This is a genomic window from Alistipes putredinis DSM 17216 (assembly GCF_000154465.1).
In the GTDB taxonomy this organism is placed as follows: domain Bacteria; phylum Bacteroidota; class Bacteroidia; order Bacteroidales; family Rikenellaceae; genus Alistipes; species Alistipes putredinis.
The window spans coordinates 403,091-429,179 of the sequence record NZ_DS499579.1 but is presented as its reverse complement, the minus strand read 5'-3'; the positions used below and the strand labels follow the sequence as shown (position 1 = coordinate 429,179).

The 26,089-nt window shown below is 48.2% G+C and carries 26 protein-coding genes and 3 pseudogenes; 23 read left to right on the top strand and 6 right to left on the bottom strand.

Annotated features, from left to right (window positions below; translation table 11 throughout):
* Nucleotides 1–71 precede the first annotated feature (71 nt).
* The 9 genes from ALIPUT_RS07790 (at nucleotide 72) to ALIPUT_RS07750 (ending at nucleotide 9,184) form a co-directional block, all read left to right on the top strand.
* On the top strand, nucleotides 72–1,373 hold the full coding sequence (locus tag ALIPUT_RS07790; RefSeq protein ID WP_004329312.1) for a site-specific integrase: 1,302 nt from the start codon (nucleotides 72–74) through the stop codon (nucleotides 1,371–1,373).
* 122 nt (nucleotides 1,374–1,495) lie between these two features.
* The gene (locus tag ALIPUT_RS07785; protein WP_004329311.1) at nucleotides 1,496–3,163 is read left to right on the top strand and encodes an ATP-binding protein; all 1,668 of its coding nucleotides are present in this window, start codon (nucleotides 1,496–1,498) and stop codon (nucleotides 3,161–3,163) included.
* Between the two features lie 114 nt (nucleotides 3,164–3,277).
* Entirely contained in the window at nucleotides 3,278–3,685 is a 408-nt protein-coding gene (locus ALIPUT_RS07780; RefSeq protein ID WP_004329310.1) for a hypothetical protein, read from the top strand.
* A gap of 256 nt (nucleotides 3,686–3,941) precedes the next feature.
* Nucleotides 3,942–4,226, top strand: a complete 285-nt coding sequence (locus ALIPUT_RS07775) for a helix-turn-helix domain-containing protein (protein WP_040293596.1) — start codon at nucleotides 3,942–3,944, stop codon at nucleotides 4,224–4,226.
* A 47-nt stretch (nucleotides 4,227–4,273) separates the two neighbouring features.
* A complete protein-coding gene (locus ALIPUT_RS07770) occupies nucleotides 4,274–4,459 on the top strand; it encodes a hypothetical protein (protein WP_004329308.1) in 186 nt (61 codons plus the stop codon).
* Between the two features lie 547 nt (nucleotides 4,460–5,006).
* The gene (locus ALIPUT_RS07765; protein ID WP_004308094.1) at nucleotides 5,007–6,815 is read left to right on the top strand and encodes a reverse transcriptase/maturase family protein; all 1,809 of its coding nucleotides are present in this window, start codon (nucleotides 5,007–5,009) and stop codon (nucleotides 6,813–6,815) included.
* Complete coding sequence (locus ALIPUT_RS07760; protein WP_004329307.1) at nucleotides 6,805–7,698, top strand: toprim domain-containing protein; 894 nt, start codon at nucleotides 6,805–6,807, stop codon at nucleotides 7,696–7,698. The genes ALIPUT_RS07765 and ALIPUT_RS07760 overlap by 11 nt, the downstream gene beginning before the upstream one ends.
* A 176-nt stretch (nucleotides 7,699–7,874) precedes the next feature.
* Complete coding sequence (locus ALIPUT_RS07755; protein WP_004329306.1) at nucleotides 7,875–8,240, top strand: MobC family plasmid mobilization relaxosome protein; 366 nt, start codon at nucleotides 7,875–7,877, stop codon at nucleotides 8,238–8,240.
* A complete protein-coding gene (locus ALIPUT_RS07750) occupies nucleotides 8,237–9,184 on the top strand; it encodes a relaxase/mobilization nuclease domain-containing protein (protein WP_004329305.1) in 948 nt (315 codons plus the stop codon). Before ALIPUT_RS07755 ends, ALIPUT_RS07750 begins: the two co-directional genes overlap by 4 nt.
* Before the next feature lie 21 nt (nucleotides 9,185–9,205).
* Here the strand turns inward: ALIPUT_RS07750 and ALIPUT_RS07745 are convergent, their stop codons facing one another.
* A complete protein-coding gene (locus ALIPUT_RS07745; protein ID WP_224201639.1) occupies nucleotides 9,206–9,841 on the bottom strand; it encodes a helix-turn-helix domain-containing protein in 636 nt (211 codons plus the stop codon).
* A gap of 86 nt (nucleotides 9,842–9,927) precedes the next feature.
* On the opposite strand from ALIPUT_RS07745, the gene ALIPUT_RS13035 reads away from it, so the two are divergent.
* A complete protein-coding gene (locus tag ALIPUT_RS13035) occupies nucleotides 9,928–10,077 on the top strand; it encodes a hypothetical protein (RefSeq protein ID WP_004329303.1) in 150 nt (49 codons plus the stop codon).
* Between the two features lie 47 nt (nucleotides 10,078–10,124).
* Here ALIPUT_RS13035 and ALIPUT_RS07740 read toward each other — a convergent pair whose 3' ends face one another.
* Nucleotides 10,125–11,024 carry a helix-turn-helix domain-containing protein gene (locus ALIPUT_RS07740; RefSeq protein WP_004329302.1) on the bottom strand — a complete coding sequence of 300 codons (900 nt, stop codon included), beginning with the start codon at nucleotides 11,022–11,024 and terminating at the stop codon, nucleotides 10,125–10,127.
* Between the two features lie 130 nt (nucleotides 11,025–11,154).
* Between ALIPUT_RS07740 and ALIPUT_RS07735 the strand changes: the two genes are divergently transcribed.
* From ALIPUT_RS07735 to ALIPUT_RS07695, 9 genes and pseudogenes are all read left to right on the top strand, one after another.
* Complete coding sequence (locus ALIPUT_RS07735) at nucleotides 11,155–11,931, top strand: MBL fold metallo-hydrolase (RefSeq protein WP_004329300.1); 777 nt, start codon at nucleotides 11,155–11,157, stop codon at nucleotides 11,929–11,931.
* Nucleotides 11,928–12,596, top strand: coding sequence for a radical SAM mobile pair protein A (locus ALIPUT_RS07730; RefSeq protein WP_004329299.1), 669 nt, complete (start codon nucleotides 11,928–11,930; stop codon nucleotides 12,594–12,596). The genes ALIPUT_RS07735 and ALIPUT_RS07730 overlap by 4 nt, the downstream gene beginning before the upstream one ends.
* Nucleotides 12,593–13,468, top strand: a complete 876-nt coding sequence (locus ALIPUT_RS07725) for a radical SAM mobile pair protein B (protein ID WP_004329298.1) — start codon at nucleotides 12,593–12,595, stop codon at nucleotides 13,466–13,468. Before ALIPUT_RS07730 ends, ALIPUT_RS07725 begins: the two co-directional genes overlap by 4 nt.
* Nucleotides 13,469–14,830 (top strand): annotated as a pseudogene (locus tag ALIPUT_RS07720) (sensor histidine kinase); the annotation flags it as partial.
* Nucleotides 14,823–15,656, top strand: a pseudogene (locus ALIPUT_RS12790) (sigma-54-dependent transcriptional regulator); the annotation flags it as partial. The pseudogenes ALIPUT_RS07720 and ALIPUT_RS12790, both read left to right, overlap by 8 nt.
* A 76-nt stretch (nucleotides 15,657–15,732) precedes the next feature.
* Complete coding sequence (locus tag ALIPUT_RS13030; protein ID WP_004329294.1) at nucleotides 15,733–17,190, top strand: hypothetical protein; 1,458 nt, start codon at nucleotides 15,733–15,735, stop codon at nucleotides 17,188–17,190.
* A 725-nt stretch (nucleotides 17,191–17,915) separates the two neighbouring features.
* A complete protein-coding gene (locus ALIPUT_RS07705; protein ID WP_004329291.1) occupies nucleotides 17,916–18,302 on the top strand; it encodes a DUF6908 domain-containing protein in 387 nt (128 codons plus the stop codon).
* Nucleotides 18,299–18,577: a hypothetical protein gene (locus ALIPUT_RS07700; protein WP_004329290.1), complete on the top strand. Its 279-nt coding sequence runs from the start codon at nucleotides 18,299–18,301 to the stop codon at nucleotides 18,575–18,577. The genes ALIPUT_RS07705 and ALIPUT_RS07700 overlap by 4 nt, the downstream gene beginning before the upstream one ends.
* Nucleotides 18,578–19,279: 702 nt before the next feature.
* Complete coding sequence (locus ALIPUT_RS07695; RefSeq protein WP_004329288.1) at nucleotides 19,280–20,389, top strand: S1C family serine protease; 1,110 nt, start codon at nucleotides 19,280–19,282, stop codon at nucleotides 20,387–20,389.
* A gap of 543 nt (nucleotides 20,390–20,932) precedes the next feature.
* Here ALIPUT_RS07695 and ALIPUT_RS07685 read toward each other — a convergent pair.
* Together ALIPUT_RS07685 and ALIPUT_RS07680 are read right to left on the bottom strand one after the other, a co-directional pair.
* Nucleotides 20,933–22,156 carry an MFS transporter gene (locus tag ALIPUT_RS07685; protein ID WP_050751498.1) on the bottom strand — a complete coding sequence of 408 codons (1,224 nt, stop codon included), beginning with the start codon at nucleotides 22,154–22,156 and terminating at the stop codon, nucleotides 20,933–20,935.
* 3 nt (nucleotides 22,157–22,159) lie between these two features.
* Complete coding sequence (locus ALIPUT_RS07680; RefSeq protein WP_040293586.1) at nucleotides 22,160–22,831, bottom strand: FadR/GntR family transcriptional regulator; 672 nt, start codon at nucleotides 22,829–22,831, stop codon at nucleotides 22,160–22,162.
* Between the two features lie 106 nt (nucleotides 22,832–22,937).
* On the opposite strand from ALIPUT_RS07680, the gene ALIPUT_RS07675 reads away from it, so the two are divergent.
* The 4 genes and pseudogenes from ALIPUT_RS07675 to ALIPUT_RS12445 all read left to right on the top strand — a co-directional run.
* Nucleotides 22,938–23,261 (top strand): ArsR/SmtB family transcription factor, encoded by a 324-nt coding sequence (locus ALIPUT_RS07675; protein WP_004329284.1) that lies wholly within the window; start codon nucleotides 22,938–22,940, stop codon nucleotides 23,259–23,261.
* Nucleotides 23,262–23,324: 63 nt separating this feature from the next.
* Complete coding sequence (locus ALIPUT_RS07670) at nucleotides 23,325–23,558, top strand: thioredoxin family protein (protein WP_004329283.1); 234 nt, start codon at nucleotides 23,325–23,327, stop codon at nucleotides 23,556–23,558.
* Complete coding sequence (locus ALIPUT_RS07665; protein ID WP_004329282.1) at nucleotides 23,555–23,944, top strand: nitrophenyl compound nitroreductase subunit ArsF family protein; 390 nt, start codon at nucleotides 23,555–23,557, stop codon at nucleotides 23,942–23,944. Before ALIPUT_RS07670 ends, ALIPUT_RS07665 begins: the two co-directional genes overlap by 4 nt.
* Nucleotides 23,945–23,948: 4 nt before the next feature.
* Nucleotides 23,949–24,650, top strand: a pseudogene (locus tag ALIPUT_RS12445) (aromatic aminobenezylarsenical efflux permease ArsG family transporter); the annotation flags it as partial.
* Here the strand turns inward: ALIPUT_RS12445 and ALIPUT_RS07655 are convergent.
* Nucleotides 24,613–25,425, bottom strand: a complete 813-nt coding sequence (locus ALIPUT_RS07655) for a cupin domain-containing carboxymuconolactone decarboxylase family protein (protein ID WP_050751496.1) — start codon at nucleotides 25,423–25,425, stop codon at nucleotides 24,613–24,615. The pseudogene ALIPUT_RS12445 and the gene ALIPUT_RS07655 overlap by 38 nt on opposite strands.
* A gap of 99 nt (nucleotides 25,426–25,524) precedes the next feature.
* Nucleotides 25,525–26,061 (bottom strand): flavodoxin family protein, encoded by a 537-nt coding sequence (locus ALIPUT_RS07650; RefSeq protein ID WP_004329279.1) that lies wholly within the window; start codon nucleotides 26,059–26,061, stop codon nucleotides 25,525–25,527.
* Between the last annotated feature and the right edge of the window lie 28 nt (nucleotides 26,062–26,089).

Sequence of the window (26,089 nt, the reverse complement as noted above, 5' to 3'; positions counted from 1 at the left end):
AAATTCGGCCTATGTATGACAAATGTATGACAAAAATGATTACATTTGCAATAGACAAAACCTCCTGACCTATGGCATCCTTCTGCTACCGCATCCGCTCGACCCAGAAAAACAAACTGGTCAAAATCCAAATTCTCTTCACAGTTGGCCGTGGTAACCAGTTCTACGCCGACTGCCAATATATGGTGCTGACGGACGCCTGGGACAACAAACGGCAGACAGTCAAGAGCCGTTTCACCTTTACCGACGACTTCACCGAGCAGCAGGGGCGCGAGCTGACCAAGAATCTCGCCGAACTGCGAAGCCACATCCTCGGAGAGATCACCAAGGATCCCGAACACGCGATGACGAAAACGCGGCTGGAGAAGATCATCTACAGTTTCCACCACCCGCGCAGCCTCACCACCGGCCGCCATGTCCGCAGCCGCGAATCGCTCGGCGACTACATCGCCCGCTTCACGCACGAGATGGAGGACGGCACCCGACTGAACATCCACAAACTGCGCTACGGGGCATCGACAATCAAGAACTACAAAGGGTTTATCATTCAATTCGACGAGTTCTGCAAAGCAAAGCGAAAGAGATTCGATTTCGGCGATATCGATCTGAAATTCTACGACGATTTTGTGGCATGGTTCACGGCGAAAGATTATTCGATCAATACCATCGGCCGCCACGTCAAGGAGCTGAAGATCATCATGCGGGCAGCGCGCGAAGAGGGACTGCACGACAATGGTCTGATCGAAAGCCGCAAATTCCGCGTACTGACCGCCGATGTCGAGAATATCTATCTGACCGAATCGGAAATACGTGCTATTGCCAACCTCGACTTATCCGACAATAAGCACAAAGATATTGCCCGCGATGTCTTTTTGGTCGGCTGCTACACGGCACAACGATTCAGTGATTACTCTACGATCAACGAGGGTAACATACGCACGCTGGAGAGCGGGCAGCTGGTTATAGACTTGAAACAGCAGAAAACCGGCAACCACGTCATTATTCCCGTCCGACCCGAATTGCAGGCGATACTGGACAAGTACGAAAACCGTTTGCCGAAATCCTACGAACAGAAAGTAAACAAGTTCATCAAAGAGATTACTCGGGAAGCGGGTATCACGGAAAAAATCGAGGTATCATACGTCGAAAACGGGGAAAGGAAGACGCACTTGGTAGAGAAGTGCGATTTGGTAAAGACTCATACGGCACGCCGCAGCGGTGCGACGAATATGTATCTGGCGGGCATTCCGACCATCGCCATCATGAAAATCACGGGCCACAAGACCGAAAAGGAGTTTATGAAATACATCAAGATTACGGAAGAGCAGACCGCAATGGAGTTGATGAATCATCCGTATTTCAGCGGCAGATAGTTCGAAATGTTACCACCGTAAAATTTACGACGATAACAAAATCTCGAATGAGCTTTTAGAAGAAGCATTTTAACTCCTCTTTATTTGCGAATAAATTGTAACTTTACAGAAAATAGAAATATATGACGGTTGAGGAACTGACAAATATACTCGATTCATTACTGATTCTGCCTGCGGAAACGGAAGTGGTGGAGTTCAAGAGGGCCGAACGCAATTTCGACGATCGGGATTTGGGACAATACTTTTCGGCATTGAGCAACGAAGCAAATTTGAAGGGCAGGCCTTGCGCTTGGCTGGTTTTCGGTGTGGAGAACCATACGCACGAGGTTGTCGGCAGCCAGTACAAGAACAGCCGTCCGGCGCTCGACGCAATGAAGAAAAAGATTGCCGATCAGACTACGGGTCGGCATACGTTCGTCGAGATACATGAATTGCGGTACAGGAACGGCAAAAGAGTTGTGATGTTCGAAATACCACCTGCCCCGCAAGGTATTCCCATAGACTATCAAGGCCATTATTATGGTCGTGACGGAGAATCCTTGCAAGCATTGAGTATGGACAAAATCGAAAGAATAAGAAATCAAGCCAAATTGAAAGATTGGAGTGCGGAAATAATCGAAAATGCCTCATTGGAGGATTTGGATCCGGCAGCCATCGTCAAAGCAAGGGAGTTGTACACGAATGCCCGCAAGGACAAAGCTGACGAGATTGCGTCATGGGATGACACGACTTTTCTGAACAAGGCAAAGATTACGATTCGGGGAAAGATTACCAATACAGCCATCGTGTTGCTCGGCAGAGAGGAGAGTGAGCACCTGATCTCTCCGGCAGTCGCCAAAATCAAATGGATTCTGCGCGGACCGGATAATGTCGAGCGCGATTACATGATCGCCTCCTGCCCGTTCATTCTGGCGGTTGACAAAATATACGACAAAATCCGCAATCTGAAATACCGTTACATAAATCCGGAGTACAAGACGCTCTTCCCCGAAGAGATCGACACGTATGAACCGTATGTCATCCGCGAGGCATTGAACAATGCAATCGCCCATCAGGATTATACGCTCGGCGGTCAGATCAACGTAGTGGAATACGACGACAAACTGGTCTTCTCGAACAAGGGTTCGTTTATTCCCGGCAATATCGAACGGGTACTCGTCAGCGATGCTCCGGAGGAGCGATACCGAAATCAATTTCTGGTAACGGCTATGGTGGGACTCAAGATGGTCGATACGATCGGCAGCGGCATCCGCAAGATGTACAATTACCAAAGACAGAGACTATTTCCCCTGCCGGATTACAATTTGGCCGACAATCGGGTAGAAGTTACCATAACGGGCAAAATTCTCGATATGAACTACGCCAATATTCTGGCGGGAAATGCGGATTTGAACCTGCTCGACATCGAGCTGCTGAACCGTGTACAACTGGGGAAACCGTTATCCGATGAAGAGATCGCCCGATTGAGAAGCAAACGCCTAATCGAGGGTCGTAAACCCAAAATATATATTGCAAAACATATCGCCCAAAAAGTCGGGCAGAAGATCGAATATTCGGAACATAAGGGGCTCGGAAATAAACGTTGCGAAGAGTTTCTGCTGACGGCATTGCGGGATCACAAATCATTATCACGCAGGGAGATCGACAAACTGCTGTGGAACCTTCTTTCCAACCTGCTCGACGACAGACAGAAAAAAGATAAAATTACGAATCTTTTAGCTAAGTTGAAAAGACAAGGCAAGATAAGAAACGAATCACAAGGCCCGAACTCTGATTGGTTCATTGTTTAATTTTACACGCTTTTTACACGCTTTTTACACGCTTTTTACACGCTTGTATATTATAAACATCTAAAAATATGCATATTACGATCTTGTACCCCCCCCGCCAAAAAAATATCAACTATGTCCCGTCGTCGCAAAATAGAGATCAAAGCCTCCGAACTGGCATGCTTCGACACGTTGGTCGAGACATTGCGCACCCGGCCGGAGTTTGCAGACTTAGACCCGACAAGTCTACATGTGTGGGCATACGAGAATTACGAACCGACGATCAGAAATGCAGCAAGGGCTATTCGTCATTTTGATCATTGGTTGGCGGCACATCGAAACGAAATGTTTCTCTCGTCGTATTCGGGCAATCGATTGTTCTGTAAAAAGGATTTGGCCGAAGCTCTGGGAATTACACGCCCGACACTCGACCGGTGGATTGCGAACGGCTGGCTGGAAGGATGCACCGCACGCGCATTTTCGAATGGAGAACGGTGCTATTCGGCAGACGCAGTCCGTGAAGCATTGGAAAAATTAAAATAAAACTCACAAAAACAGCTTTGTTTCGGAGGACGGTTCTTATCAAAAACCGTCTTCTTTTATTCATCGAAACAATCACTTTACACACTGCGGTCAAAACGGAAAACAGAGGTAGACCGATGCAATTCATTCCTAAAATTCCATAGACTGTCCGACTATGTCCGTTCGTGGCAGAAGGCAGCATTATTTTGTAACACAATTACTTATTTTAGACAGCCTCGATAAATGATTTTCTTTGCGACGTTAAATCGAATAAACCATGGCAAAGGAAATCTATCTGAATGGCATGACTGCCGATCAACTTTCGAAGATGATCCGGGAGTCCCTGCGCGACGAATTGCAACAGTTCCGTCCCGCACATCCGAAAACCGACACGAAATATCTCACACGGCGCGAAACCGCCCACCGTCTGCGCATCTCGCTCGTGACGCTCACCGACTGGGTGAACCACGGCAAGATCCGCGCACACAAGATCGGCGGGCGCGTCCTGTTCCGCGACAGCGATGTCGAAGCAGCCTTGAATCGAATCGTTCCCATTAAATAATTCAGTGAAAGAATAAGTATTTTTCTTTTCACTGAACATAGATTGTTATGAAAACGATTCAAGCTATCAAACATCTTTCCATTCGGACCTACCTCGCCGAACAAGGTTTGCACCCGACCAAAGACAATCCGCGATACGGTCTTTATCTTTCACCGTTACGCGAGGAACATACGCCGAGTTTCAAGGTGGACTACGTGCGAAATCTCTGGTATGACTTCGATGCGCCCATATAGGCTACACAATAAATATCTCTATGGCAAGAGATTAGGTTAGAGTTCAACAGACCTATCCTCAACGACTTAGCTGGAGGAGAAATCCAAAGGTGACAAAAGCATGTCGGTAAAGTCATTAGTCAGCTAAATACCAAGCTGCGACTGCATGGCGAGAGGAAAAGACAGACACAAGGATGAAGCCTGATTGGTTGAACGATAGTTCTGCTGCACACGTACCAGCCCCGACGAAAGGTATTTGATTCACGTCGGGCTGAAGCACCCCATGTAAACCGAAATTACAATGGAGCAGGAGCTGGCTTCAGAGCAACCACAATAAGTGGAATAGGAACGTAAGTCGCATCCGACAGTCTGCCGAGCCAAACAGTTATTGTGAAAGCAAATGGGGATTCCCTAAATCAGAATGCCGTAAGGCTATGGGCATAGGACCCTGAATATCTGACATGGGAACGGAGCTTCCGTAGTAGTCCGAGCAAGGGAAAGCCTTGTACATGGCGAAGGGAAGCAGTTAGATAACTTAATACAAATAATGGAAAATGTGTGAGACATTATGAGAAGTCCTGAGCAAGTATTAAAAGCTTTAAACAAGCATGGTAAAGTTTCGGATTACAAGTTCGAAAGGCTGTACCGTATCTTATTCAATGAGGAGATGTTTCATGTTGCTTACCAGCGTATTTACGCCAAACCAGGCAATATGACACCCGGTACGGATGGGAAAACCATCAATCGGATGAGTCTTCAAAGAATAAACAAAGTCATTGCATCTTTGAGAGATGAGTCTTACAAGCCTAATCCGGCAAAAAGGATATACATACCCAAGAAAAACGGTAAGAAAAGACCGCTTGGAATTCCTTCCTTTGAGGACAAACTTGTACAGGAGGTGGTGCGCATGATTCTTGAAGCCGTCTATGAAGAGGTGTTTGCAAACACCTCACATGGATTCAGACCAAACAGAAGCTGCCATACCGCATTGACCCATATCCAAAAGACATTTACAGGTACAAAATGGTTTGTGGAAGGAGACATTAAAGGATTCTTCGACAACATAGACCACAATGTATTGATTGCAACTTTGCGGAAACGGATTGCCGATGATAGATTTCTAAGGCTTATCCGCAAGTTGTTGAATGCGGGATATATTGAAGACTGGAAGTTTCATAATACAAACAAGGGAACTCCACAAGGCGGTAATATCAGTCCTATACTGGCAAACATTTATCTTGATAATTTTGACAAGTATATGGAAGAATACGCCCTACGCTTCAATAAGGGAAAAGAAAGACACATCACCAAAGAATACAAGCAACTTAGCGATAAGATGCAACGCATCCTTAAAAGCATCAAGAACATACAGGATGCAGATGTCAGATTACAGCTTAGGGATGAGTATGAGAAACTGAGACGTGAAAGGCAAAAGATTGAGAGCAGAGACAGTATGGATGAAACATACAGAAGGCTTCGATACGTAAGATACGCAGATGATTTCCTCATTGGTGTTATCGGAAGCAAGGCAGAGTGCGTTAAAATCAAGTCGGACATTACCAAGTATATGGAAGAAAACCTCAAGCTGGAACTGTCACAGGAAAAGACATTGATAACAAACGCACAAAAGCCCGCGAAATTTCTTGGCTTCGATGTTTCAGTCCGTAAGTCTGATGCTATCAAGCGGGACAAGAACAATGTGCCAGCCCGTTATTACAACGGTAAGATAGTCCTAAAGGTCGCCATAGAAACGGTGCGGAACAAACTGGAAGAATACAGCGCCATCAGATACAAGGTAGAAAATGGCCGACAAGTTTGGTTTGCAAAGTTCAGAGGCAATCTTATGAAGAAGAAAATCGAGGACATAGTGGCGGCATATAACTCTGAAATCAGAGGGTTCTACAACTACTACTGCATTGCCAACAACGTGGCATACGCGCTCTCAAAGTTTGGATACATCATGGAGTACAGTATGTACCATACCATTGCAGGAAAAACCAATAGCACTGTAAGCAAAGTCATTGACAAATATAAGGTTGGGAATGACATTATAGTGCCATATCAGGATGCAAAAGGTAAATTACGGTACAGGAAATTCTATAATGAGGGATTCAAACGTAAACCACCAATGTACTATACGGAGGTAAACGACTTATCCTACACAATCGCAATTCCACAGCCGACACTTACTGAGCGATTGGATGCGAGAACATGTGAATTATGTGGAAAAGTCGGACCTGTAGTCATGCGTCATGTCAGAAAGCTAAATCAGCTTAAAGGAAAAACTGAATGCGACAGGCTGATGCTTGAAAAGCATAGGAAGACATTGGTTGTCTGTGAAAAGTGTTATGCCAAAATACACAGCCATGCTAAATAAAGTCATGTTATCAACGGAGAGCCGTATGCGTGGAGACATGCAAGTACGGTTTGGGGGCAGGTACGGGAAAACCTACTGCCGAAAGGCAGTAAGGCGTTCTGTACCGAGCCTACGACTGGGAAGAGGTGGTAACATCATCGCACTTGCAGGGGTACTGTACGCATCCGACCATGTGCCTTATCTGCTTGGCAAGATAGCGGAACAGGCACCACACATCCGTCCCATATCTTTCTCTTTTCGCCAGCAGGCATCCGAACCGAGTTTCCAACATTTGGAGGTGGGCGAACTCACCCATCCGGCATTGCTCCGATACTTGCAGGAACGGGGCATAAACATCGCTTTGGCAAAGGCGCAATGTAAAGAGCTCCACTTCACCCATAACGGCAAGCCCTATTTCGCCATCGGTTTTCCGAATGTGGCGGGAGGATTTGAAGTGCGTAACCGTTTTTTCAAAGGCTGTGTCGCACCCAAAGACATCAGCCATATTCGGCAACAGGGAGAAGCGAGAGAGAAATGCCTTGTATTCGAGGGCATGATGGACTATCTTTCATTCCTCACGTTGCGGAAGAGGAACTGCTCGAACTTGCCCGACCTTGACAGGCAGGATTACGTCATCCTCAATTCGACCGCCAATGTTTCCAAAGCTATAGATGTGCTGCACGGGTATGGACGTATCCACTGCATGCTCGACAATGACGAGGCGGGAAGAAAGGCGTATCGGGAATTGGAAAGGAAGTTCGCCGGACGCATCCGCGACTTCTCCGACAACTACAAAGGGCATAAAGACCTGAACGATTACCTGCGTGGAATCCGGCAGAAATTAGCCGTTAGTCCACCGCCAAGAACTATCGTAAAACCCAAGAAGAAAGGGTTGGGATTATGACATCCCGAATGAGAAAAACGGGAGATGCCCGAAACTCATTCCTTAAGGATTGGGAGGTAGCAAGTTTGTGTTTCGGGTGTACCGAAACCGCTTGCCACCCACCATCCAAATTGCAGGAGGTGGCATCCCGTCGGTCTATACAGTTGAATCAGTAACCGAATTAAAAGGAATAAAATATGGAACAGACAAAGGAACACAAGGAACGCAACAAGGGAGGTCGCCCCAAGAAGGAAGCAACCGAGAAACTGAAATACCGTATCGCAGTGAAAATGACGGCAGCCGACTACTTCCGCCTGCTGACACGATCGCATGAGGCGGGCGTATCACCAAGCGAGTACATGAGGGAATGTTTCCGTAACGGTCATGTGAAAGAACGGCTGTCGGAGGAACATGCCGGATACATCCGCCAACTCTGCGGCATGGCTAACAATCTCAACCAGCTTGCGCGTAAGGCAAACGCCGGAGGCTTCCACGATGAACGGTGGGACTGCAAGGTGGCAGTGGCAAGGATTCATGAACTTATAACCAAGATAGGGATATGATGGCGAAAATCGTAAAAGGAAGCGACTTCAAGGGTGCGGTGGATTACATCATCGACAAGAAGAAGGATACGCAGATAGTAGCAAGCGAAGGCTTGTTTATGGAAAATCTGGAAACTATCGCCATGAGTTTCAATGCCCAGTCACGGATGAACGATAAGGTGACAAAACCTGTCGGACATATCGCGTTGAGTTTTTCCAAAGAGGATGAGTTACGGCTGACGAACCGTATCATGGCAGGCATCGCGCTTGAATATATGGAACGGATGGGAATCAAGAATACGCAGTTCTTCATCGCCCAGCATTTCGACAAGGAGCATCCACACGTGCATATTGCTTTCAACCGCATAGACAACAACGGCAATACCATATCGGACAGGCACGAGCGTCTGCGCAGTACCCGCATCTGCAAGGAATTGACCTTGAAATACGGCTTGCATATGGCTGGCGGAAAGGACAATGTCAAACGCAACCGCCTGAAAGAGCCAGACAGGACGAAATATGCGCTTTACGACATCATCAAAATGGAAGTCGGCAGATGCGGCAACTGGAACGTGCTTATCGCCAACCTGAAACGGCAGGGAGTGGAAGTACATTTCAAGCATAAGGGGCAGACCAGCGAGGTGCAGGGTGTTGTATTCTCCATGAATGGCTACCATTTCAACGGCTCCAAAGTGGACAGGCGTTTCAGTTATTCCAAGATTGACGCGGCTTTGCAGCACAACAGATGCAGGGAACGTATGGGAATAACAGCCGGAATATATGAAACGGCTACACCAAGCGCACCGTCCGGCACGGCACAAAGCGAGTTGTTCAACGGCTCTTGGGGATTGCTAAAAAGCAGTGGCTCATCTTATAACGCTGCTGATGCGGAAGCCAATCAGGAAATGGTGGATATACTTCGCAGAAGGAAGAAAGTTAAGCGCAAGAGAGGTGTTGGGTTCTAATATTCTGTACTAATCCAATTCTCACGACACTTGCGCTCTATATTCATTCGGAGTGTAACCTACCTCTTTCTTGAACAGTCGGGTAAAATGTTGCGGGTACTGAAAGCCGAGATTATAGGCGATTTCATTAACGGTGTCGTCTGTAGATGCAAGTTCCGTCTTGGCTATTTCAATAGACTTGTCATGAATGAAATGCAGGGCGGTTGAACCTGTTTCTTTTTTCAATAAATCACTGAAATAGTTGGGCGAGAGGCAGAGCTTGTCTGCACAATACTGTACAGTGGGCAAGCCTATCCGTTTAGCAGCCCCATCATGGAAGTATTCGTCAAGCAACCGCTCAAATCTTGCGAGGATGTCTCGGTTTTGGTTGTCGCGTGTGATGAACTGGCGGTCATAGAAACGTGTGCAGTAATCAAGGAACGTCTTGATGCTGTCTGTGATGAGGTTCTTGCTGTGACGGTGTATCGGATGGTTCAATTCATATTGAATCTTGTGGAAGCAATCCATGATGATTTGCCGTTCTTCCACACTAAGGTGCAATGCCTCGTTTGTCTCGTAGGAAAAGAACGAATATTCACGCATTATCCGCCCGAGAGGTGTATTCCGCAGCAGGTCGGGATGGAACATAAGCAGGTAGCCATCTGGTTGGAACTGCATGCCGTCATCTTCCGCACCGAACACCTGTCCGGGCGCGATAAATATCAGTGTGCATAATTATTCCTAAGTCTGTGAAACCGGAACGCATGAAGCAGAATCTCGACATATTAGACTTCACCCTGTCGGCCGACGACATGGCACGGATAAAGACGCTGGATACCGACAAGCCTTTCTTACTCGGCTCGCACGAAGATCCAGAAATCGTAAAATGGTTCATGCAGTACAAAAACGCCTGAACATCAACAACCATATTTCGATAGCCGCTATCGACTATATTAAGAAGTTATTCGTATATGCCTTTATTGTAATCCGTCATGTACTGAGTAAATGTTTTGCCTGTTTGCTGTTTGAAGAAGCGCATGAGATGGCTCGGATCAGAGAAATTGAAATCATCCGCCATTTCACTGACAGTGCGGTTGGAGAATAGCAATTCGTTCTTCAGTTCCTCAAGCAGACGTTGTTTTATCAAATGGGTAGCTGATACTCCGAATTGGGCTTTTACTGAGTTATTGAGTGTGATGCGACTGACATGAAGCATGTCTGCATATTCCTGCACCCGCTGGTGGGTGCGGATATTCTGTTCCAACAAGTCCTTGAACCGAAAAGCGAAATTGTTTTTAGCAATTTCAGCGGGCAAGCAATAGGCGGCAGCGTATGTACGATTGATAATCAGCAAAAGATAATATAGTAAGGAAACAATGATATTGTACGTATCGGACACTGGATTCATCAGCTCATACTTAATCTTTCCGAGCAGCCGCATATATTCCTTCATTTCGTCATGTGTGGCATTGATGTAAGGCGGCGTATCTGTCTGGTAACAATACAAAAGGCGAAAAACGAAGAACTTGTCGGCGATAAAAGTACGCATGAAATCTTCGCGGAATATAAGGAACGTGTAATCCAACGCCGTCTCATCTACATGCCACTCTTGTTGCTGATGGGGTGAAAGCAGGAGAACCATGCCGTCGCGCAGTTCAATCTTGCGGAAGTTCAGTAGCAAATATCCGTTTGCCTTACGGAAAAAGTAGAAGCTGAAGAAGTCTGTCTTAAACCGCTTGTTTTCTGTCAGCACAAGTCCGATGTCCTTGTTTATGGCAGTATTGATGTAAAAATCCACACCGCAGCGTGTCTTGTTGAACGGTACGCTGACCAGTCGATCAGGGTTGATTATCTCGTCCATATCCTTGTCGTTTTTGCAAAGATAATAATTTCATTTATCAAAATGGCATAATTACCGTTTTTTCAGGCATAGATGTTTCGCCGGATTCTTCCGAACTTTGCACCCGTAATCAATAACAAGACATATAGTCATGAAAAAGACATCCACAGTACAATTGGTGCGCAATGCCACCTTGAAAATCAGGTATGCGGGACACACCATGCTAATTGACCCCGTTTTAGCCGACAAAGGCACTTTGATATCGGCCCTCGGTGTGAATAAAACACCGAGGGTACACCTCACCATTCCTATTCAGGATATTATCGGAGGCGTGGACATGGTGCTCCTGACCCACAATCACATCGACCATTACGAGCCGAGTGTCCCCACACATTTGCCCAAAGAAATTCCTTTCTACGTTCAGCCCCAGGACGCGGACGCCATCAGAAACGACGGATTTACAAATGTGATACCCATCGAAGAAATAAAAACAATAGACGGCATATCCATTTACCGCACGACCGGACATCATGGTTTCGGGCAGATCGGGCAGATGATGGGACCTGTATCAGGTTATGTGCTAAAAGCCGAGGGCTTCCCGACCGTTTATATAATGGGTGACTGCCGATGGGAAGCATGTATCCGAGACACCGTGGAACGGTTCAATCCTGACTATATCGTGGTAAACTCCGGAGGTGCAATCTTTCCCGAATTTTCCAAAACGGACGGTCCTATCATCCCCGACGAGAACGAAGTGATGCAGATACTTGACGAATTGCCTTCGCATATCAAGCTGATAGCCGTACACATGGATGCCATCGACCATTGCCAGACCACCCGTGCAATTCTGCGCAATGAGGCAACGCATCACGAAGCCGACATGAGCCGGCTGATTATCCCGGAGGACGGAGAAACAGTTGTGTTATGAGTGTCTGCATTAAATCCCTGATAAAAAACATGAACATAGTGGTAGGGTGCACTATAGGATGCCCTTACTGCTATGCCCGTAACAACTGCCGCCGTTTCCACATTACCGACGACTTTTCCGTGCCTGAATACATGGAACGAAAACTGCGCATCATCGATACGTCCCGTCCTCATGTGTGGCTCATGACAGGAATGAGCGATTTCTCCGATTGGAAGCCTGAATGGAACGCAGAAATTTTCGAGCGGATCAGCAGCAATCCCCAGCACGCCTATATCTTTCTGACGAAGCGCCCTGACAAAATCAGTTTCTCCTCTGACGACGAGAACGTATGGATGGGCGTGACCGTCACGCGCAGTTCCGAGAAAAGGAGGATTGATGATTTGAAAAAGAATATCAAAGCACGACACTACCATGTCACGTTTGAACCTCTCTTCGATGATATCGGCGAGATTGATTTCGAGGGAATTGACTGGATTGTCATAGGCACAGAGACCGGAAACCGAAAAGGAAAGTCATATTCGCGCCCCGAATGGGTGCTTAGCATTGCAGAACAGGCAAAGGCTCATGGCATACCGGTGTTCATGAAAGAGGATTTGCTGCCGATTATGGGCGACGAAAGAATGATTCAGGAATTGCCGGAACAATTTACCAGACGAATACAATGAATATGGATACAATAAAGGAAATAGATGTAAAGAGTGTAATGACCAAATCCTCTCTGCCGGTGGGAGGATATTCGGTCAACCCTTATGTAGGGTGTCCCCACGCCTGCAGGTATTGCTACGCATCGTTCATGAAACGGTTCACCGGGCACACCGAGCCGTGGGGTACGTTTTTAGATGTAAAAAACTGGAAGCCGATAACGAATCCTCATAAATACGACGGTGAACGTGTTGTAATAGGGTCTGTGACGGACGGTTACAATCCGTATGAAGAAGAATTCCACCGTACCCGAAGGCTGCTCGAAGAGCTGCGAGGAAGCGATGCCGAGATTATGATATGCACAAAGTCCGATCTTGTCCTTCGCGATCTCGACCTGTTGAAGAGTTTTCCCAAAGTGACTGTGTCATGGTCTGTCAATACGCTCGACGAGCAGTTCTGCGCAGATATGGACAACGCCGTAAGCATTGAACGCCGTCTGAAAGCGATGCGTCAGACATACGAGGCAGGTATCCGCACCGTATGCTTCGTCTCGCCCATATTCCCCAGAATAACAGACGTAAAGGCAATAATAGAGGAGGTAAAAGATTATGCTGATTTAATCTGGCTTGAAAACCTGAATTTACGCGGGCAGTTCAAAGGCGGGATAATGACGTATATCCGTGAGAAGTATCCTGACCTCATACCGCTTTACGAGGAAATTTACAATAAAAAAAGGCTTGAATACTGGCAGGCATTGGAGCAGGACATTTCAAATTACGCCAAGGAGCAGGGCTTCCCGTATCGTATAAACGATCTGCCATACGGACGCTCGGAAAAAGGCAAACCTGTCATCGTAAACTACTTCTACCACGAAAAAATACGATTGACAAAATGAGGCTATGCCGGACTGATGCAGAAAAGTTGTAGCGCGGATAAAAGCACCATGTATGTGGATAATATCCGGCAATCTTCCGAGCGTATGCGGGAGATGCTCAACACGCTGCTGGATTTCTTCCGTCTGGACAACGGCAAGGAGCAACCCAACCTTTCCCCTTGCAGGATTTCCGCAATCACGCATATTCTTGAAACGGAGTTCATGCCCATTGCCATGAACAAGGGGCTGACTTTGATAGTGGAGAGCCACACCGATGCGGTGGTTTTGACCGACAAGGAACGTATCCTGCAAATCGGCAACAACTTGTTGTCAAACGCCATCAAGTTCACGGATAACGGTAGTGTATCATTGGCAGCGGATTATGATAACGGTTTGCTGAAACTTATCGTTGAAGATACCGGTACGGGCATGACCGAAGATGAGCAACAACGAGTATTCGGTGCATTTGAACGTCTTTCAAATGCCGCCGCAAAAGACGGCTTCGGATTAGGATTGTCCATCGTGCAGCGTATTGTGGCGATGCTCGGTGGAACTATACGCTTGGAAAGCGAGAAAGGCAAAGGGAGCCGCTTCACGGTGGAAATTCCCATGCAGACAGCCGAGGAACTGCCGGAACAGACAATTCAAGCGCAAATGCGCCATAATCATATCTGCCATGATGTGATTGCCATCGACAATGACGAGGTACTTCTCCTTATGTTGAAAGAAATGTATGCCCATGAAGGGATGCACTGCGATACCTGTACCAATGTTTCGGTACTGATGGAGCTGATACGAAAAAAGGAATACAGCCTGCTTCTGACGGATCTGAATATGCCTGAGATAAGCGGTTTTGAACTGCTGGAACTGTTGCGCTCATCCAATGTAGGCAACTCGAAGAGTATTCCCATAGTCGTGACAACCGCTTCGGGCAGTTGCAGCAAGGAGGAACTTATAGGGCGTGGATTTGCCGGATGCCTGTTCAAGCCGTTCTCCATATCCGAACTGATGGAGATTACGGATAAATGCGCATTAAGCAGCATATTGGATGAAAAGCCGGATTTTTCCACTCTGCTATCTTATGGCAATGAATCCGTCATGCTGGACAAACTGATAGCGGAAACCGAAAAGGAAATGCAGGCGGTCAAGGATGCAGAACAGCGTAAAGACCTCCAAGAACTGGACACACTTACACACCATCTGCGAAGTTCATGGCAGATTCTCCGTGCCGACCAGCCATTGAGGGAACTTTACGCCCAACTTCATGGAAGTGCCACTCCAGATGACGAAGCGATATGCAAAGCGGTGACCGGCTGTGCTGGATAAAGGTGCTGAAATTATCCGGCAGGCAAAAGAAGAAAGGAAAAATACGAAAATGGATAAAACAAGAATCATCGTGGTGGAGGACAATATCGTGTATTGCGAGTTTGTCTGCAACCTGCTGGCACGGGAAGGATTCCGTACCGTGCAGGCTTACCACCTCTCGACCGCGAAGAAACTTCTGCAACAAGCCTCAGACGGGGACATCGTGGTTTCTGACCTACGACTACCCGACGGTGACGGCATCGACCTATTACGATGGATGCGCAAGGAAGGCATGACACAACCGTTAATCATCATGACCAACTATGCCGAAGTGCATACGGCAGTCGAAAGTATGAAACTCGGCTCGCTGGACTATATCCCCAAGCAGCTTGTGGAGGATAAACTTATGCCTCTGCTTCATACCATCCTGAAAGAACGGAGTATCGGACGAAATCGTATGCCCGTTTTTGCCCGTGACAGTTCCGCCTTTCAGAAAATCATGCAACAGATAAGATTAGTTGCCCCTACTGATATGAGCGTGCTGATATTCGGAGAGAACGGCACGGGCAAGGAGCATATCGCCCACCATCTGCATGATAAGAGCAAAAGGGCAGGGAAACCGTTTGTGCCTGTGGACTGCGGTTCACTCTCCAAAGACCTTGCGCCCTCGGCATTCTTCGGACATGTCAAAGGCGCGTTTACGGGTGCGGACAGCACAAAGAAAGGATACTTCAATGAGGCAGAGGGTGGCACATTGTTCTTGGATGAGGTAGGCAATCTCGCATTGGAAACCCAGCAGATGTTACTCCGTGCCATACAGGAACGGAGATACCGCCCTATAGGTGACAAGACGGACAAGAGCTTCAATGTCCGCATCATCGCCGCCACCAACGAGGATCTGGAGAATTGCGGGCGAGCATGACGGCTATCGCAAAATCATCACGACGCCCGAAGGCTTTGACAAAAAGGTGCTCCCTGCCATGCACGAGTTGGAAATCCCCGTCTATAAGGACTATTTCCTGTTGTTCGACGAGTGCGAAAAGGCCATACAGGATGTAGGCTACCGCGGGGACATCTACCTGCCTGTCGAGGATTTTTTCAAATTCGAGAACAAGGCGATGGTTTCGGCAACGCCTATCGTTCCGTCCGACCCGCGTTTCGAGGAAAACGGGTTTAAGATACTGAAACTCGTTCCGACCTATGACAGTCGGATCGAACTGACGCTTTGCACGACCAACAACACGGTCGCAGTAATGCGGAAACTGTTGAAGCGTCTGGAAAACGAAACGGTCTGCGTGTTTCTGAACTCCACGGAAACGATTTTGAGCCTTATCTATGCCCTCAGACTGCAAGGCCGAAGCAGGGTCTTTTGCAGTGAAAAGAGCGTGCGGAAACTCAAACAGATGAACTTCACCGACGCCAGCGAAACGCTCGATGAATTGGCTCCCGTCAATTTTCTGACCAGCCGTTTCTATGCGGCCGTGGATATCAAATTAGACTACAAACCCCATGTAATCCTGCTGACGGATGTAATGCGTGCCCCCTTTTCGGCAGTAGACCCGCAGACCGAGGTCGTGCAGGCCATCGGGCGGTTCCGTAACGGCGTGGCGAGGGCATACCATATCGCCAATACAAGCGACAACCTGCAATGCCTGACCCGCGAAGCCCTCGAACGCCGACTGACGGGCGAGGAAAACATCTATAACCAAATCCGCCAGATACAGCCCGACGGCGAGGATGAAGCGCAGGCCCGTTTCCAAGCCCTGAACGGCATGGCCTACAAACGGTTCGTAACCCGCGACGGAAACCGCAACCATTTCATGTGGGACAATGCGTGGACGGATGAACAAATTAAAGCATATTATCGCTATCCGTCCACGCTGACCGCGGCCTATAAATCGGCTCCGTTTCGATTGACTGTCTGCACGGCCCATTACCCGATAACGGATGCGGACCGTCTGCGTCGTGAGAAAGCGAAAATGAATACCCGCGAATTGTGGCGCGAGGTGGTCGGACAGCTTGCCAAACTCCAAACGGCCCACTCCGACATGGAACCTGCATTTCTGCAAGAAGAACTGGGGAATGAATTTGCGGCAATCGTACAGGCGTTCACGATTCTCGGTGCAAAACGGATGGAAGAATTGGGGTACAGCCGCAGTAAGATCGAAGCGGCCATGACCCGCACCGAAGAAAACGTGCTGCTGACAGCCCCCAAGATGCAGGAAGCTGTTTACGCGCAATACAAAACGGGCGATCTGGTGGCCTGCTCGGAAATCAACAATTTCCTGCATCGGCTGATCGTGAACAACGGCATTCCGTTCGAGGGGCGGCGGGTGGATCGTAAGGTCGTGAAACTCTTTTTCGAGATCGAGGACGACACAAAACGCCTCGGCGGTCAAAAGGCATTTCTGCTCGGAAAAAAGATGTTCGAGTTTTAAGGGCATCGGACCGACTTTGCAAAGGGGACTTATATAAACCCCTTTGCGCAAGTTGGTCCTAAATAAAAACAACAATAATCATTTAATAATCAAAATATAATCTGCCATGACGGGCTTTATTGCATTTCTGTTTGTAGTCTTTCTGATGTTGTCGGGTAAATACATTGTTATCGGACTGTTTATGCTTATTTTTCGCATTCTGCTGACCATTTACAGCATCATAGCTGAAATCCTTGCGGCAATATTCATTCCCTCCAAACCATTCTGACTTTATTTGGAAAGGGGCGAAGCCCCTGACCTGCAAACTGAATCAAACCAATTAAAGATCAAATAAATATGAAACTTTTATCCGCATTGGCTTTGCTGTTTATCGGACCGATCGTTTTGGCCGCAGGAATCAATTTCATCGGATGGTTAGGCGGAAAAATCTGGAAAGAATAAGCTAAATACCATTCCGCAGAATTCGGACCAATTTTGTCAAGGGGTCTTAATATAGACCTTTTGAAAAAATCGGTCCGTTTTTTATGACCGAGCGGACAATCCCTATTTTTCACCCCTCCCCATTTTCAGATGGGAAATTGAATTTTTATCCATTACATATAATAGGATTCCACATAATACAAGCCACCCCTATCTGCGTCCGAAACCATATAACAGCATAGAATTATTGATATTACATGAAGTTGGATTACTACTGATAAGCGATAAACAAAAACTTAATCGCTATGAAAACATTAGACAAACGGGCGTCAGAGATTCTGCGAGCCTTGTTAGCCCTGCAAACATCCAAAATCGACAACACGGACGAAGCCTATATGCCCGTTTATATCGAGATCATCGACCGCTCGGAAACCTACAAGCACATTTCGCTGGCACATTACGGGGAGCAGAACGGGGATATGATGCGCGACCCCGAAATGCTCTTTGCCCTCCATAAAGAAACACGGCAATTCATTCCGTACTACTACCGTAACGATTATATGGGAGTGGAACAGTACAGCGTAAAGTGGACAGACGAGGGCATTTTACTGAACCGCCGTTTGCAGGCCGACCATACCACATTTGCGAACCAATGGCTCCGTAACATAGCCGCTCAACAGGGGATTCGATGAATGCACGGCGAGTAGTACAGAATTGTGTTTTGAAGAATCAAAGCACGGTTATCGAGGAAATGATACGGGCAAACCTTATTTCCGAAGAATATCTTTATCCGTTCGCGGATGATGTTATGGAATGGTGGCTGATTGATTCATGGCTGGCCGAACGACTGAAAGCGCAAGGCGAGGTTATCATCGAGGAATACGGTTGCTACTGGTGGGGCAGACAATCCAGCGGACAGGCTATTTACATGGATGGCGTAATACAAGAAATCTGCGGGAACGATTAACCCAACCTACAACTAACAAAGTTTCGATTCCATACTCCCTGCTATTGGATAGAAACTTTGTTTTTCAGAAATTTGATACGGCAACAATCCCGAAAAGCGGGACAAGGTCATTGCGTTTTCAGAATATGTTTTTTACCTTTGTGGATGACATATTGAAATTTACGGAAGCGTAAGTTTATTCTCGGATAGTGAACGTAGGAAATTCATTGAACATGAGAATAGGCAGACCTTATCTCCCGTCATATCCTTTACGGATACGGCGCGGGGTTGTTGCTTATTTGAATGTTCGGGCAATCCTACGGCCTACTATCCTCAAATGAGCTTTCAGCCCTGCGCTTTCTTATTACCATTAACTTGCCGTTTGAGGGATGGGACGGCACATATATTTTTCTATTATGTGTCAAATGCCAACTGAATTTGTAATCCAAAAGATTGTGAATTGTAACTCAGAGTCACAAACACTAAATGCCATACTTTGTAAACGGCATGATCCTACACGTGTTTTTAATGCGATAATCCAACTATCGGAGGCTAATGGGAATGAGGTAAATATTGTTTCATCTAATGAAAACTTTTCCGATGTGACAGGCCATTTTGTCCCATGCTATTTACCTGATGGGAAATCATTCTCAGATTTATCCGTCAAAGAAATATTAACAGCTATCTTTCATTTATGACAAGCCATAATAAAAATCACAAGACATGAAATCTTTGTTGTTACTTATAATATTAATGTTTCAGGCATTCATTTTACATGCTCAAACAGAAACCATTGATGGTTTTGAATTAGGAGGTAGTAGAATTACTGCGATTGGAGCCATTGGTCAAAAATCGGGATACAAATATCAAAATTCAAGCACCTATGATAATGGTGTAAAATGGATTGAATATGTAAGAGGCGATGTTCGAAAACCCCCACATTCTACTTATGATTTATATTTCATAGATGATAAATTGACCAAACTCGAATATTATACATCTGGATTCAACAGTAACATGGTTGAAGATAAATATATGGATTTAGTTGTGACTTATGGAGAACCGCTAATAACAGGCAATTCTTCTGTTTTATGGAAAACACCTACACTAAAAATTAAGTTCTCATACGGCACAGGTGATAATAGCACTCCATTTGCAGCGGCCACATATCAATATTATTACTACTCGATAGCATACGAATACATAGCTTCAACACAAACACAATCTAAACAACAGCGACCAATATCCTCAGGAACGGAAAAACAATACACCTCGTCGGGTAGCGGTTTTGTTATTGCCACAAATGGCATTATCGTCACTAATTTCCATGTTGTAGACGGAGCCAATGGAATCGACGTGTTCGTAAATAGAAACGGAGAGGTTAAAACGTACAATGCTAAAGTACTCATTTCAGATAAAGCAAACGATATTAGCATTCTAAAAATCGAGGATAAATCATTTACAAATTTTGCACAACTCCCATATGCAGTAAAAACACCTATCCTTGATGTCGGAACAAGTGTGTTTGCATTAGGTTATCCCATGTCAGATATATTAGGAGAAGAAATAAAAGTTACGGATGGCATTATAAGTTCAAAAACAGGCTATCAAGGCGATGTTGTAACTTATCAAATTTCTGTTCCCATACAGCCTGGCAATAGTGGCGGCCCATTGTTTGATAAAAACGGCAATTTAGTTGGCATCACAAATGCGGGTGTTCCCGATGCTCAAAATGTTGGATATGCAATCAAAGTTTCTTATTTAAAGAATTTATTAGATTCTGCCCCGACACCGATTATTCTACCATCTGTTAATAAAATAAATATTTCATAAAAAAAGGCAATACAAAATCACTATTTATATATAATGTACTTCTTCACCTGCGGCCAACCCCGAAAAAAAACAGACAGACATGTTACCGGAGAGAAAGAGAAAAGCGGCAAAAAAGAGAGGGTACGACGTAAGAACAGATTCCCGCCTCCGCCATAACAATTCGACGCGGAGTATCCCCGCGCATATCCGGAGCTACGACAACAACGGCCGGAGCGGGGCTGTAACACCCTCGAACACGGAGCCGCAACAAAAGACCCGATTACAGGTTATACATTACATCGGGACCAGAAACGGTCATAGCAAAGAATCCGACCAATATGATCGGACTCCAATATTTTTCGCAAAGACAATAGAGATGAGTTTACATATCCATCCCGAACCCTAACACTTGCGGCAGAACAGTCGAAGCGGTAGTAAATATATCGACCGAAGTTCCCGCGATCCGCAGCAGAAAACACGGCCGACGCGACCGATTTTCAGCTTGCACCCACGTTCAGCCCCTTCCTGCGCCGAACAAGAGCAAGAGAACATGCACGGAAAATCCTATTTTCCGCTTTTCGACTCTATATTCGGCAAAAAACCGGTGATAACACCCAACAGGGGCAACAGCGTGCTGACCTGAAAAATAAACTCGATACTCGTCCGGTCCGCCAGCCAGCCGAAAAACGCCGAACCGAGACCGCCCAGCCCGAACATCAGGCCGAAAAAGACTCCGGCGATCATCCCCACCTTGCCGGGCATCAGATCGGTGGCATAAACCAGAATGGCGGAAAAGGCCGACGAAATGACCAGCCCGATCACTACGGACAGCACGACGGTCGCAGCCAAACCGACGTAGGGTAGCAGCAGGGTAAAAGGCGCAGCCCCCAGAATCGAACCCCAAATCACATATTTGCGTCCGATGCGGTCGCCCAGCGGTCCTCCGATGAACGTACCCGCAGCCGAAGCCGCAAGAAAAGCGAAAAGACAATATTGCGCACCTTGCACCGATACGGCGAACTTGTCCATCAGGAAAAACGTAAAGTAACTCGTCATCGAAGCGATGTAGAAATACTTCGAAAAGACCAGAATGCCCAGAATGACGAGGGCCGTGTGGATTTTCCGCCGCGGCAGGCTGTGCGCGAAAGCCGTTTCCGCAGCGTCGGGCCTGCGAACCGCGATCGCCAGCCGGCGTTTGTACCAGTCGCCGATCCTTACGAGGATAAAAATCGCCAGCAATGCCGTCAGAGCGAACCAACCGATCGACGACTGTCCGAACGGAATGACGATCAACGCGGCCAACAGGGGCCCCATAGCGCTTCCGGCATTTCCGCCGACCTGGAAGATCGACTGTGCCAGTCCCTTACGGCCGCCCGAGGCAAGTTGCGCCACCCGCGAGGATTCGGGATGGAACACCGACGAACCGCAGCCGATCAGCCCCACCGCAATCAGAATCCAGACAAAACCCGGCGCGAAGGCAAGCACCAGCAGCCCGGCCAGCGTGAAACACATACCGCCGGCCAGCGAGTAGGGGCGGGGATGACGGTCGGCGAGCAGACCGGCCACCGGCTGCAACAGCGACGAAGTGAGTTGAAAGACCAATGTAATGAGGCCGATCTGGGCGAACGTAAAATCGAACTTCTCCTTGAGAAGCGGATAAACCGCCGGGATCACCGACTGCATCATATCGTTCAACAGATGGGTGATACTGACCATCAACAAAATAGGGTAAACCGTCCGGCTCGTCAGGGAGCGGTATGATCGTACGGATTTGGCTGCGGTATTCATAGGTTACGGTTCTTGCAGGATGACAGCGATCGTTTCCAACGCTTTCCGAGGCTCTTGGGCGACGACATTCCGCAACAGCCGTTCATGCGTGGATTGGGAGGCGAGCAGACAACCGGTATCCGTATAAATGTGTTCGAGTCGTTTCTGCAAATGCACGGAGGCCGCACGATAGAGTTCGTGCAATATTTCGTTATGCGTAGCCTCGGACAGAGCCACGTGGAAATCGACATCGGCCGCGATACAGTCGTTCAATCGTCCGGCTGCGGCGGCCGCACCGCGCCGGGCGAGGTGTGTCCCGATCTTTTCGATATCCGCCTGCGTACGTCGCTGCGCGGCCCGTTCGACAATGGCGACCTCCAGAATCCGCCGGACCTCCTCCAGATCGCCGATGTCGGCACGTTGCATGCACCGCTCCATCGACTCGTTCCGTGCCGTCCGGCTTTCGACGAACGTCCCGGCCCCCTGCTGCACTTTCAGCAACCCCATGTTGGCCAAGATCTTCACGGCTTCGCGCACCGTCGAACGGCCGACCCCGAAAATTTTCATCAATTCGGATTCGGTCGGCAACTTCCCGCCGACCTCGAACCGTCCCTGCGCGATCTGCTCCTGCAACCGGACGGCCATCTCTTCGGCCAACGATCTTTTTCGAATCGTCGTATCCGTACTCTCTATCATCACATCATCTGATGTTTGTGCAAAAATAACGGATTTTTCAAAAATAAAAAAATTATTTGCATATTCGAATATTGTTCGTATATTTACGAACACAAGATCCGAAAATATGTCCCCAAAAGCCTATACCGAACAAGAGGAACAGCTGGCCCGTTTCGCCAAAGCGATGGGGCATCCGGCACGCATGGCGATTCTGCGGTTCCTCGCCGGACAGGATAGCTGTTTTTTCGGAGACATACACGAAGTGCTGCCCATCGCCAAAGCCACCGTATCGCAACACCTCAAAGAGTTGAAAGCCGCCGGATTGATCCAGGGAGAAATCGAAGCTCCGAAAGTACGTTATTGCATCAATCGGGAGAATTGGGCGAAAGCCCGTGAATCGTTCGCGGATTTTTTCTGCGAATACAGAAAGAAAGGTTCCTGTTGCGGTTGAAACCGCTTTTTTTAGGGAAAATGTTCGTAATTCGTCGAACTACATTTAATAATAGAAACAGATATGGAGATCAAAGTATTGGGAACGGGGTGTACCGGATGTCGGACACTCTACGAAACGGTAACGCAGGCCATAGCCGAATTGGGTATTTCGGCCGCAATAGTTAAGGAAGAAGACATTACAGAAATCCTCTCTTACGGTGTAATGACACTGCCCGGATTGGTCGTGGATGGCAGGGTGGTTTCGGCCGGACGCAAGCTTTCGCTCGCAGAGGTCAAAGAGTTGTTGAACCGATGAAAGCGGCCACTCTTCTCCTCGCCGCAGCGCTGTTGTACGCATGCGGCGGCTCCCGGCACCGCGTAACGGTTGAAGCTGTCGCCGACGACTGCGTACAGGTTCTCTATTTCCACGGGAAACAGCGTTGTGCCACCTGCACCGCCATCGAACGGCTGACCCGGGAGGTCATCGACAGTATCGGAAGCGAAAAAGTGGTCCTTCGGATCATCGACATCGCCGAGAACGAAGCCTTGGCCGACCGATACCAAGCCGGGTGGTCGGCGCTGATCCTCGACCGAAACGGCCGGGTGGAAAATCTGACCCGCATGGGATTCAGCTATGCCAAAGACCAGCCCGCCACATTCAAGGCCCGGCTTAACGATGCAATAACCCGAATGTCAAAATAATCTTATGGAATGGATTCAACGACTGCTCGAGAGCGGCACGACACCGATCGTTACGGCATTCCTTCTGGGTTTGCTCACCGCAATCAGCCCCTGTCCGCTGGCGACGAACATCGCCGCCGTCGGATTCATCGGCAAGGATATCGACGACAAACACCGTGTTTTCTGCAACGGATTGCTCTACACTGCCGGGCGAATTCTCACGTATGCGGGGATCGGGCTGGCATTCATTCCCTTGCTGCGCGAAGGGGCGAACACCTACGCCCTGCAAAAAATCATCGGCAAATACGGCGATGCGATCGTCGCTCCGGCACTTATTCTGATCGGGCTGTTCATGCTTTTCGGCCACAGGTTGAACCTGCCGAAATTCGGATTTTCGGGCCATTGCGAGAAGATCGGCCGTCACGGAAGCTGGGGTGCATTGCTGTTAGGTATTCTCTTTTCGCTGGCATTCTGCCCCTCGAGCGGGGTTTTCTACTTCGGAATGTTGATCCCGATGGCGGCAGCCGAACCGGGCGGCTGGTTTCTGCCTGTCGTATTTGCTATTGCGACCGGTATGCCGGTGGTCATCGCAGCCTGGATACTGGCTTACGGCGCGGCAGGAGTGGGCATCTTCTACGGACGAATGCAGATAATCCGAAAGTGGCTCGCACGCACCGTCGGGATGCTGTTTATCGCTGTGGGTATCTATTATTGGATAATATATTTTTCATTAAAAAATCGTTCGTCAATGCAATATAATCGACCACTTTGGCCATACCGACATAAGGGACGGCCTGATAGAGTACTTCCCGAACCGCAACGGGTGCGACCCCGTTGGCCAATGCCGCCCGCAGCGTCATTTCATAGGTGGCGGCAGCCTGCTGCGCAAGGGAGGAGGCCATCGTCACCAGAACACGGGTTTTGACATCCAGTTTCCCGTAACGCTGCACTTCGTCGAAAGCGAAATTACCGAATACTTCGGCCAGTTCGGGGTCCGTCTTCACAAATGCAGGCGCCTCGCCGGGAAACCACATCTCCGCGTTTTTTACGGCAGCGGCCGAAAGTCCGGGCCGGCACCCGGACATCGCCGTAGCCGCTTCATACTCCGCATCGCCGACCGGTTCCAGCCATGTATTCACATTGGCAGCGGGATTGCACTCGACCGCGAGGTGCGAAAACCAACTGTCCGGAGCTGCTCCGTGCCAGTGGACGACATCGGCCGGAATCTCGACCACGTCACCCGGCCGCAACTCACGGGCAGGCTCTCCCTTTTCCTGATAATACCCCCGTCCGGCGGTCACCAGCAATAGCTGACCGCCCGTGTGACTGTGCCAGTTATTGCGGCAGCCCGGCTCGAAAGTCACATTCGAAATATGCGTTCCCAATGCCTCGTTGTTACTTATCGAAGCCAGATAAGCCTGCCCCGTAAAATAGCGGGAGAATTCTTCGGGCAGTCTATCGCCCTGCGGGAAGATCTGCGGAAAAATCGTTTCGTTTTTCATATTCAGAACATTCGTACTTTGTGCTTGGCAACAACCGAACGACAATATCGTCACGAAGGCCGCCAATATAGATAACCGTACTTTCATCGGACCGGACGATTAAATGTTACGCCCCATTTCATAGGCTTGTTTCATAGCCGGTTTTCCTTGGATATCCCCCTTGTGCCAGGCCCCGACACCATAGACGACACCCTTCTCCTGCGGATTGTCCAGACAGTCGAGGAATCCCCGAAAACCGTCGATCGTACGTTCCATAGCCGCAACGCTGGTTTCGGCGGCCGCGACGATAAAATAGAACTCCTTGTCGCGGATTTCCAGATATCCGGCGCAGCAGCGGTCGATCAGCGTCTTCATCTGGGCCGACATGGTGTAGAAATAGACCGGCGTAGCCAGCACGATCACGTCGGCCGCGACCATTTTCCGTACGATCTCCGGCGCATCGTCTTTCTGCGGACAGGGCTTGCCTTCGTTGCATACGCCGCAGCCCGTGCAATAGTGAATGGTTTTATCTTTCAGAAAAATCTTTTCGACTTCGTGTCCGGCCTCCTGCGCTCCGCGCAGAAATTCGTCGCACAACGTGTCCGAATTCCCGCCTCGGCGGGGACTGGACGAAAGGATCAATACTTTTTTGCTCATAATCGTTAAATTTTATTCGTGAATATCT

Excerpts from the sequence above, each read along its gene's own strand:
- ALIPUT_RS07790 (WP_004329312.1), top strand. The coding sequence starts at position 72 with ATGGCATCCTTCTGCTACCGCATCCGCTCGACCCAGAAAAACAAACTG.
- ALIPUT_RS07785 (WP_004329311.1), top strand. The coding sequence starts at position 1,496 with ATGACGGTTGAGGAACTGACAAATATACTCGATTCATTACTGATTCTG.
- ALIPUT_RS07780 (WP_004329310.1), top strand. The coding sequence starts at position 3,278 with ATGTCCCGTCGTCGCAAAATAGAGATCAAAGCCTCCGAACTGGCATGC.
- ALIPUT_RS07775 (WP_040293596.1), top strand. The coding sequence starts at position 3,942 with ATGGCAAAGGAAATCTATCTGAATGGCATGACTGCCGATCAACTTTCG.
- ALIPUT_RS07770 (WP_004329308.1), top strand. The coding sequence starts at position 4,274 with ATGAAAACGATTCAAGCTATCAAACATCTTTCCATTCGGACCTACCTC.
- ALIPUT_RS07765 (WP_004308094.1), top strand. The coding sequence starts at position 5,007 with ATGAGAAGTCCTGAGCAAGTATTAAAAGCTTTAAACAAGCATGGTAAA.
- ALIPUT_RS07760 (WP_004329307.1), top strand. The coding sequence starts at position 6,805 with ATGCTAAATAAAGTCATGTTATCAACGGAGAGCCGTATGCGTGGAGAC.
- ALIPUT_RS07755 (WP_004329306.1), top strand. The coding sequence starts at position 7,875 with ATGGAACAGACAAAGGAACACAAGGAACGCAACAAGGGAGGTCGCCCC.
- ALIPUT_RS07750 (WP_004329305.1), top strand. The coding sequence starts at position 8,237 with ATGATGGCGAAAATCGTAAAAGGAAGCGACTTCAAGGGTGCGGTGGAT.
- ALIPUT_RS07745 (WP_224201639.1), bottom strand. The coding sequence starts at position 9,841 with ATGCAGTTCCAACCAGATGGCTACCTGCTTATGTTCCATCCCGACCTG.
- ALIPUT_RS13035 (WP_004329303.1), top strand. The coding sequence starts at position 9,928 with ATGAAGCAGAATCTCGACATATTAGACTTCACCCTGTCGGCCGACGAC.
- ALIPUT_RS07740 (WP_004329302.1), bottom strand. The coding sequence starts at position 11,024 with ATGGACGAGATAATCAACCCTGATCGACTGGTCAGCGTACCGTTCAAC.
- ALIPUT_RS07735 (WP_004329300.1), top strand. The coding sequence starts at position 11,155 with ATGAAAAAGACATCCACAGTACAATTGGTGCGCAATGCCACCTTGAAA.
- ALIPUT_RS07730 (WP_004329299.1), top strand. The coding sequence starts at position 11,928 with ATGAGTGTCTGCATTAAATCCCTGATAAAAAACATGAACATAGTGGTA.
- ALIPUT_RS07725 (WP_004329298.1), top strand. The coding sequence starts at position 12,593 with ATGAATATGGATACAATAAAGGAAATAGATGTAAAGAGTGTAATGACC.
- ALIPUT_RS13030 (WP_004329294.1), top strand. The coding sequence starts at position 15,733 with ATGCACGAGTTGGAAATCCCCGTCTATAAGGACTATTTCCTGTTGTTC.
- ALIPUT_RS07705 (WP_004329291.1), top strand. The coding sequence starts at position 17,916 with ATGAAAACATTAGACAAACGGGCGTCAGAGATTCTGCGAGCCTTGTTA.
- ALIPUT_RS07700 (WP_004329290.1), top strand. The coding sequence starts at position 18,299 with ATGAATGCACGGCGAGTAGTACAGAATTGTGTTTTGAAGAATCAAAGC.
- ALIPUT_RS07695 (WP_004329288.1), top strand. The coding sequence starts at position 19,280 with ATGAAATCTTTGTTGTTACTTATAATATTAATGTTTCAGGCATTCATT.
- ALIPUT_RS07685 (WP_050751498.1), bottom strand. The coding sequence starts at position 22,156 with ATGAATACCGCAGCCAAATCCGTACGATCATACCGCTCCCTGACGAGC.
- ALIPUT_RS07680 (WP_040293586.1), bottom strand. The coding sequence starts at position 22,831 with ATGATAGAGAGTACGGATACGACGATTCGAAAAAGATCGTTGGCCGAA.
- ALIPUT_RS07675 (WP_004329284.1), top strand. The coding sequence starts at position 22,938 with ATGTCCCCAAAAGCCTATACCGAACAAGAGGAACAGCTGGCCCGTTTC.
- ALIPUT_RS07670 (WP_004329283.1), top strand. The coding sequence starts at position 23,325 with ATGGAGATCAAAGTATTGGGAACGGGGTGTACCGGATGTCGGACACTC.
- ALIPUT_RS07665 (WP_004329282.1), top strand. The coding sequence starts at position 23,555 with ATGAAAGCGGCCACTCTTCTCCTCGCCGCAGCGCTGTTGTACGCATGC.
- ALIPUT_RS07655 (WP_050751496.1), bottom strand. The coding sequence starts at position 25,425 with ATGAAAAACGAAACGATTTTTCCGCAGATCTTCCCGCAGGGCGATAGA.
- ALIPUT_RS07650 (WP_004329279.1), bottom strand. The coding sequence starts at position 26,061 with ATGAGCAAAAAAGTATTGATCCTTTCGTCCAGTCCCCGCCGAGGCGGG.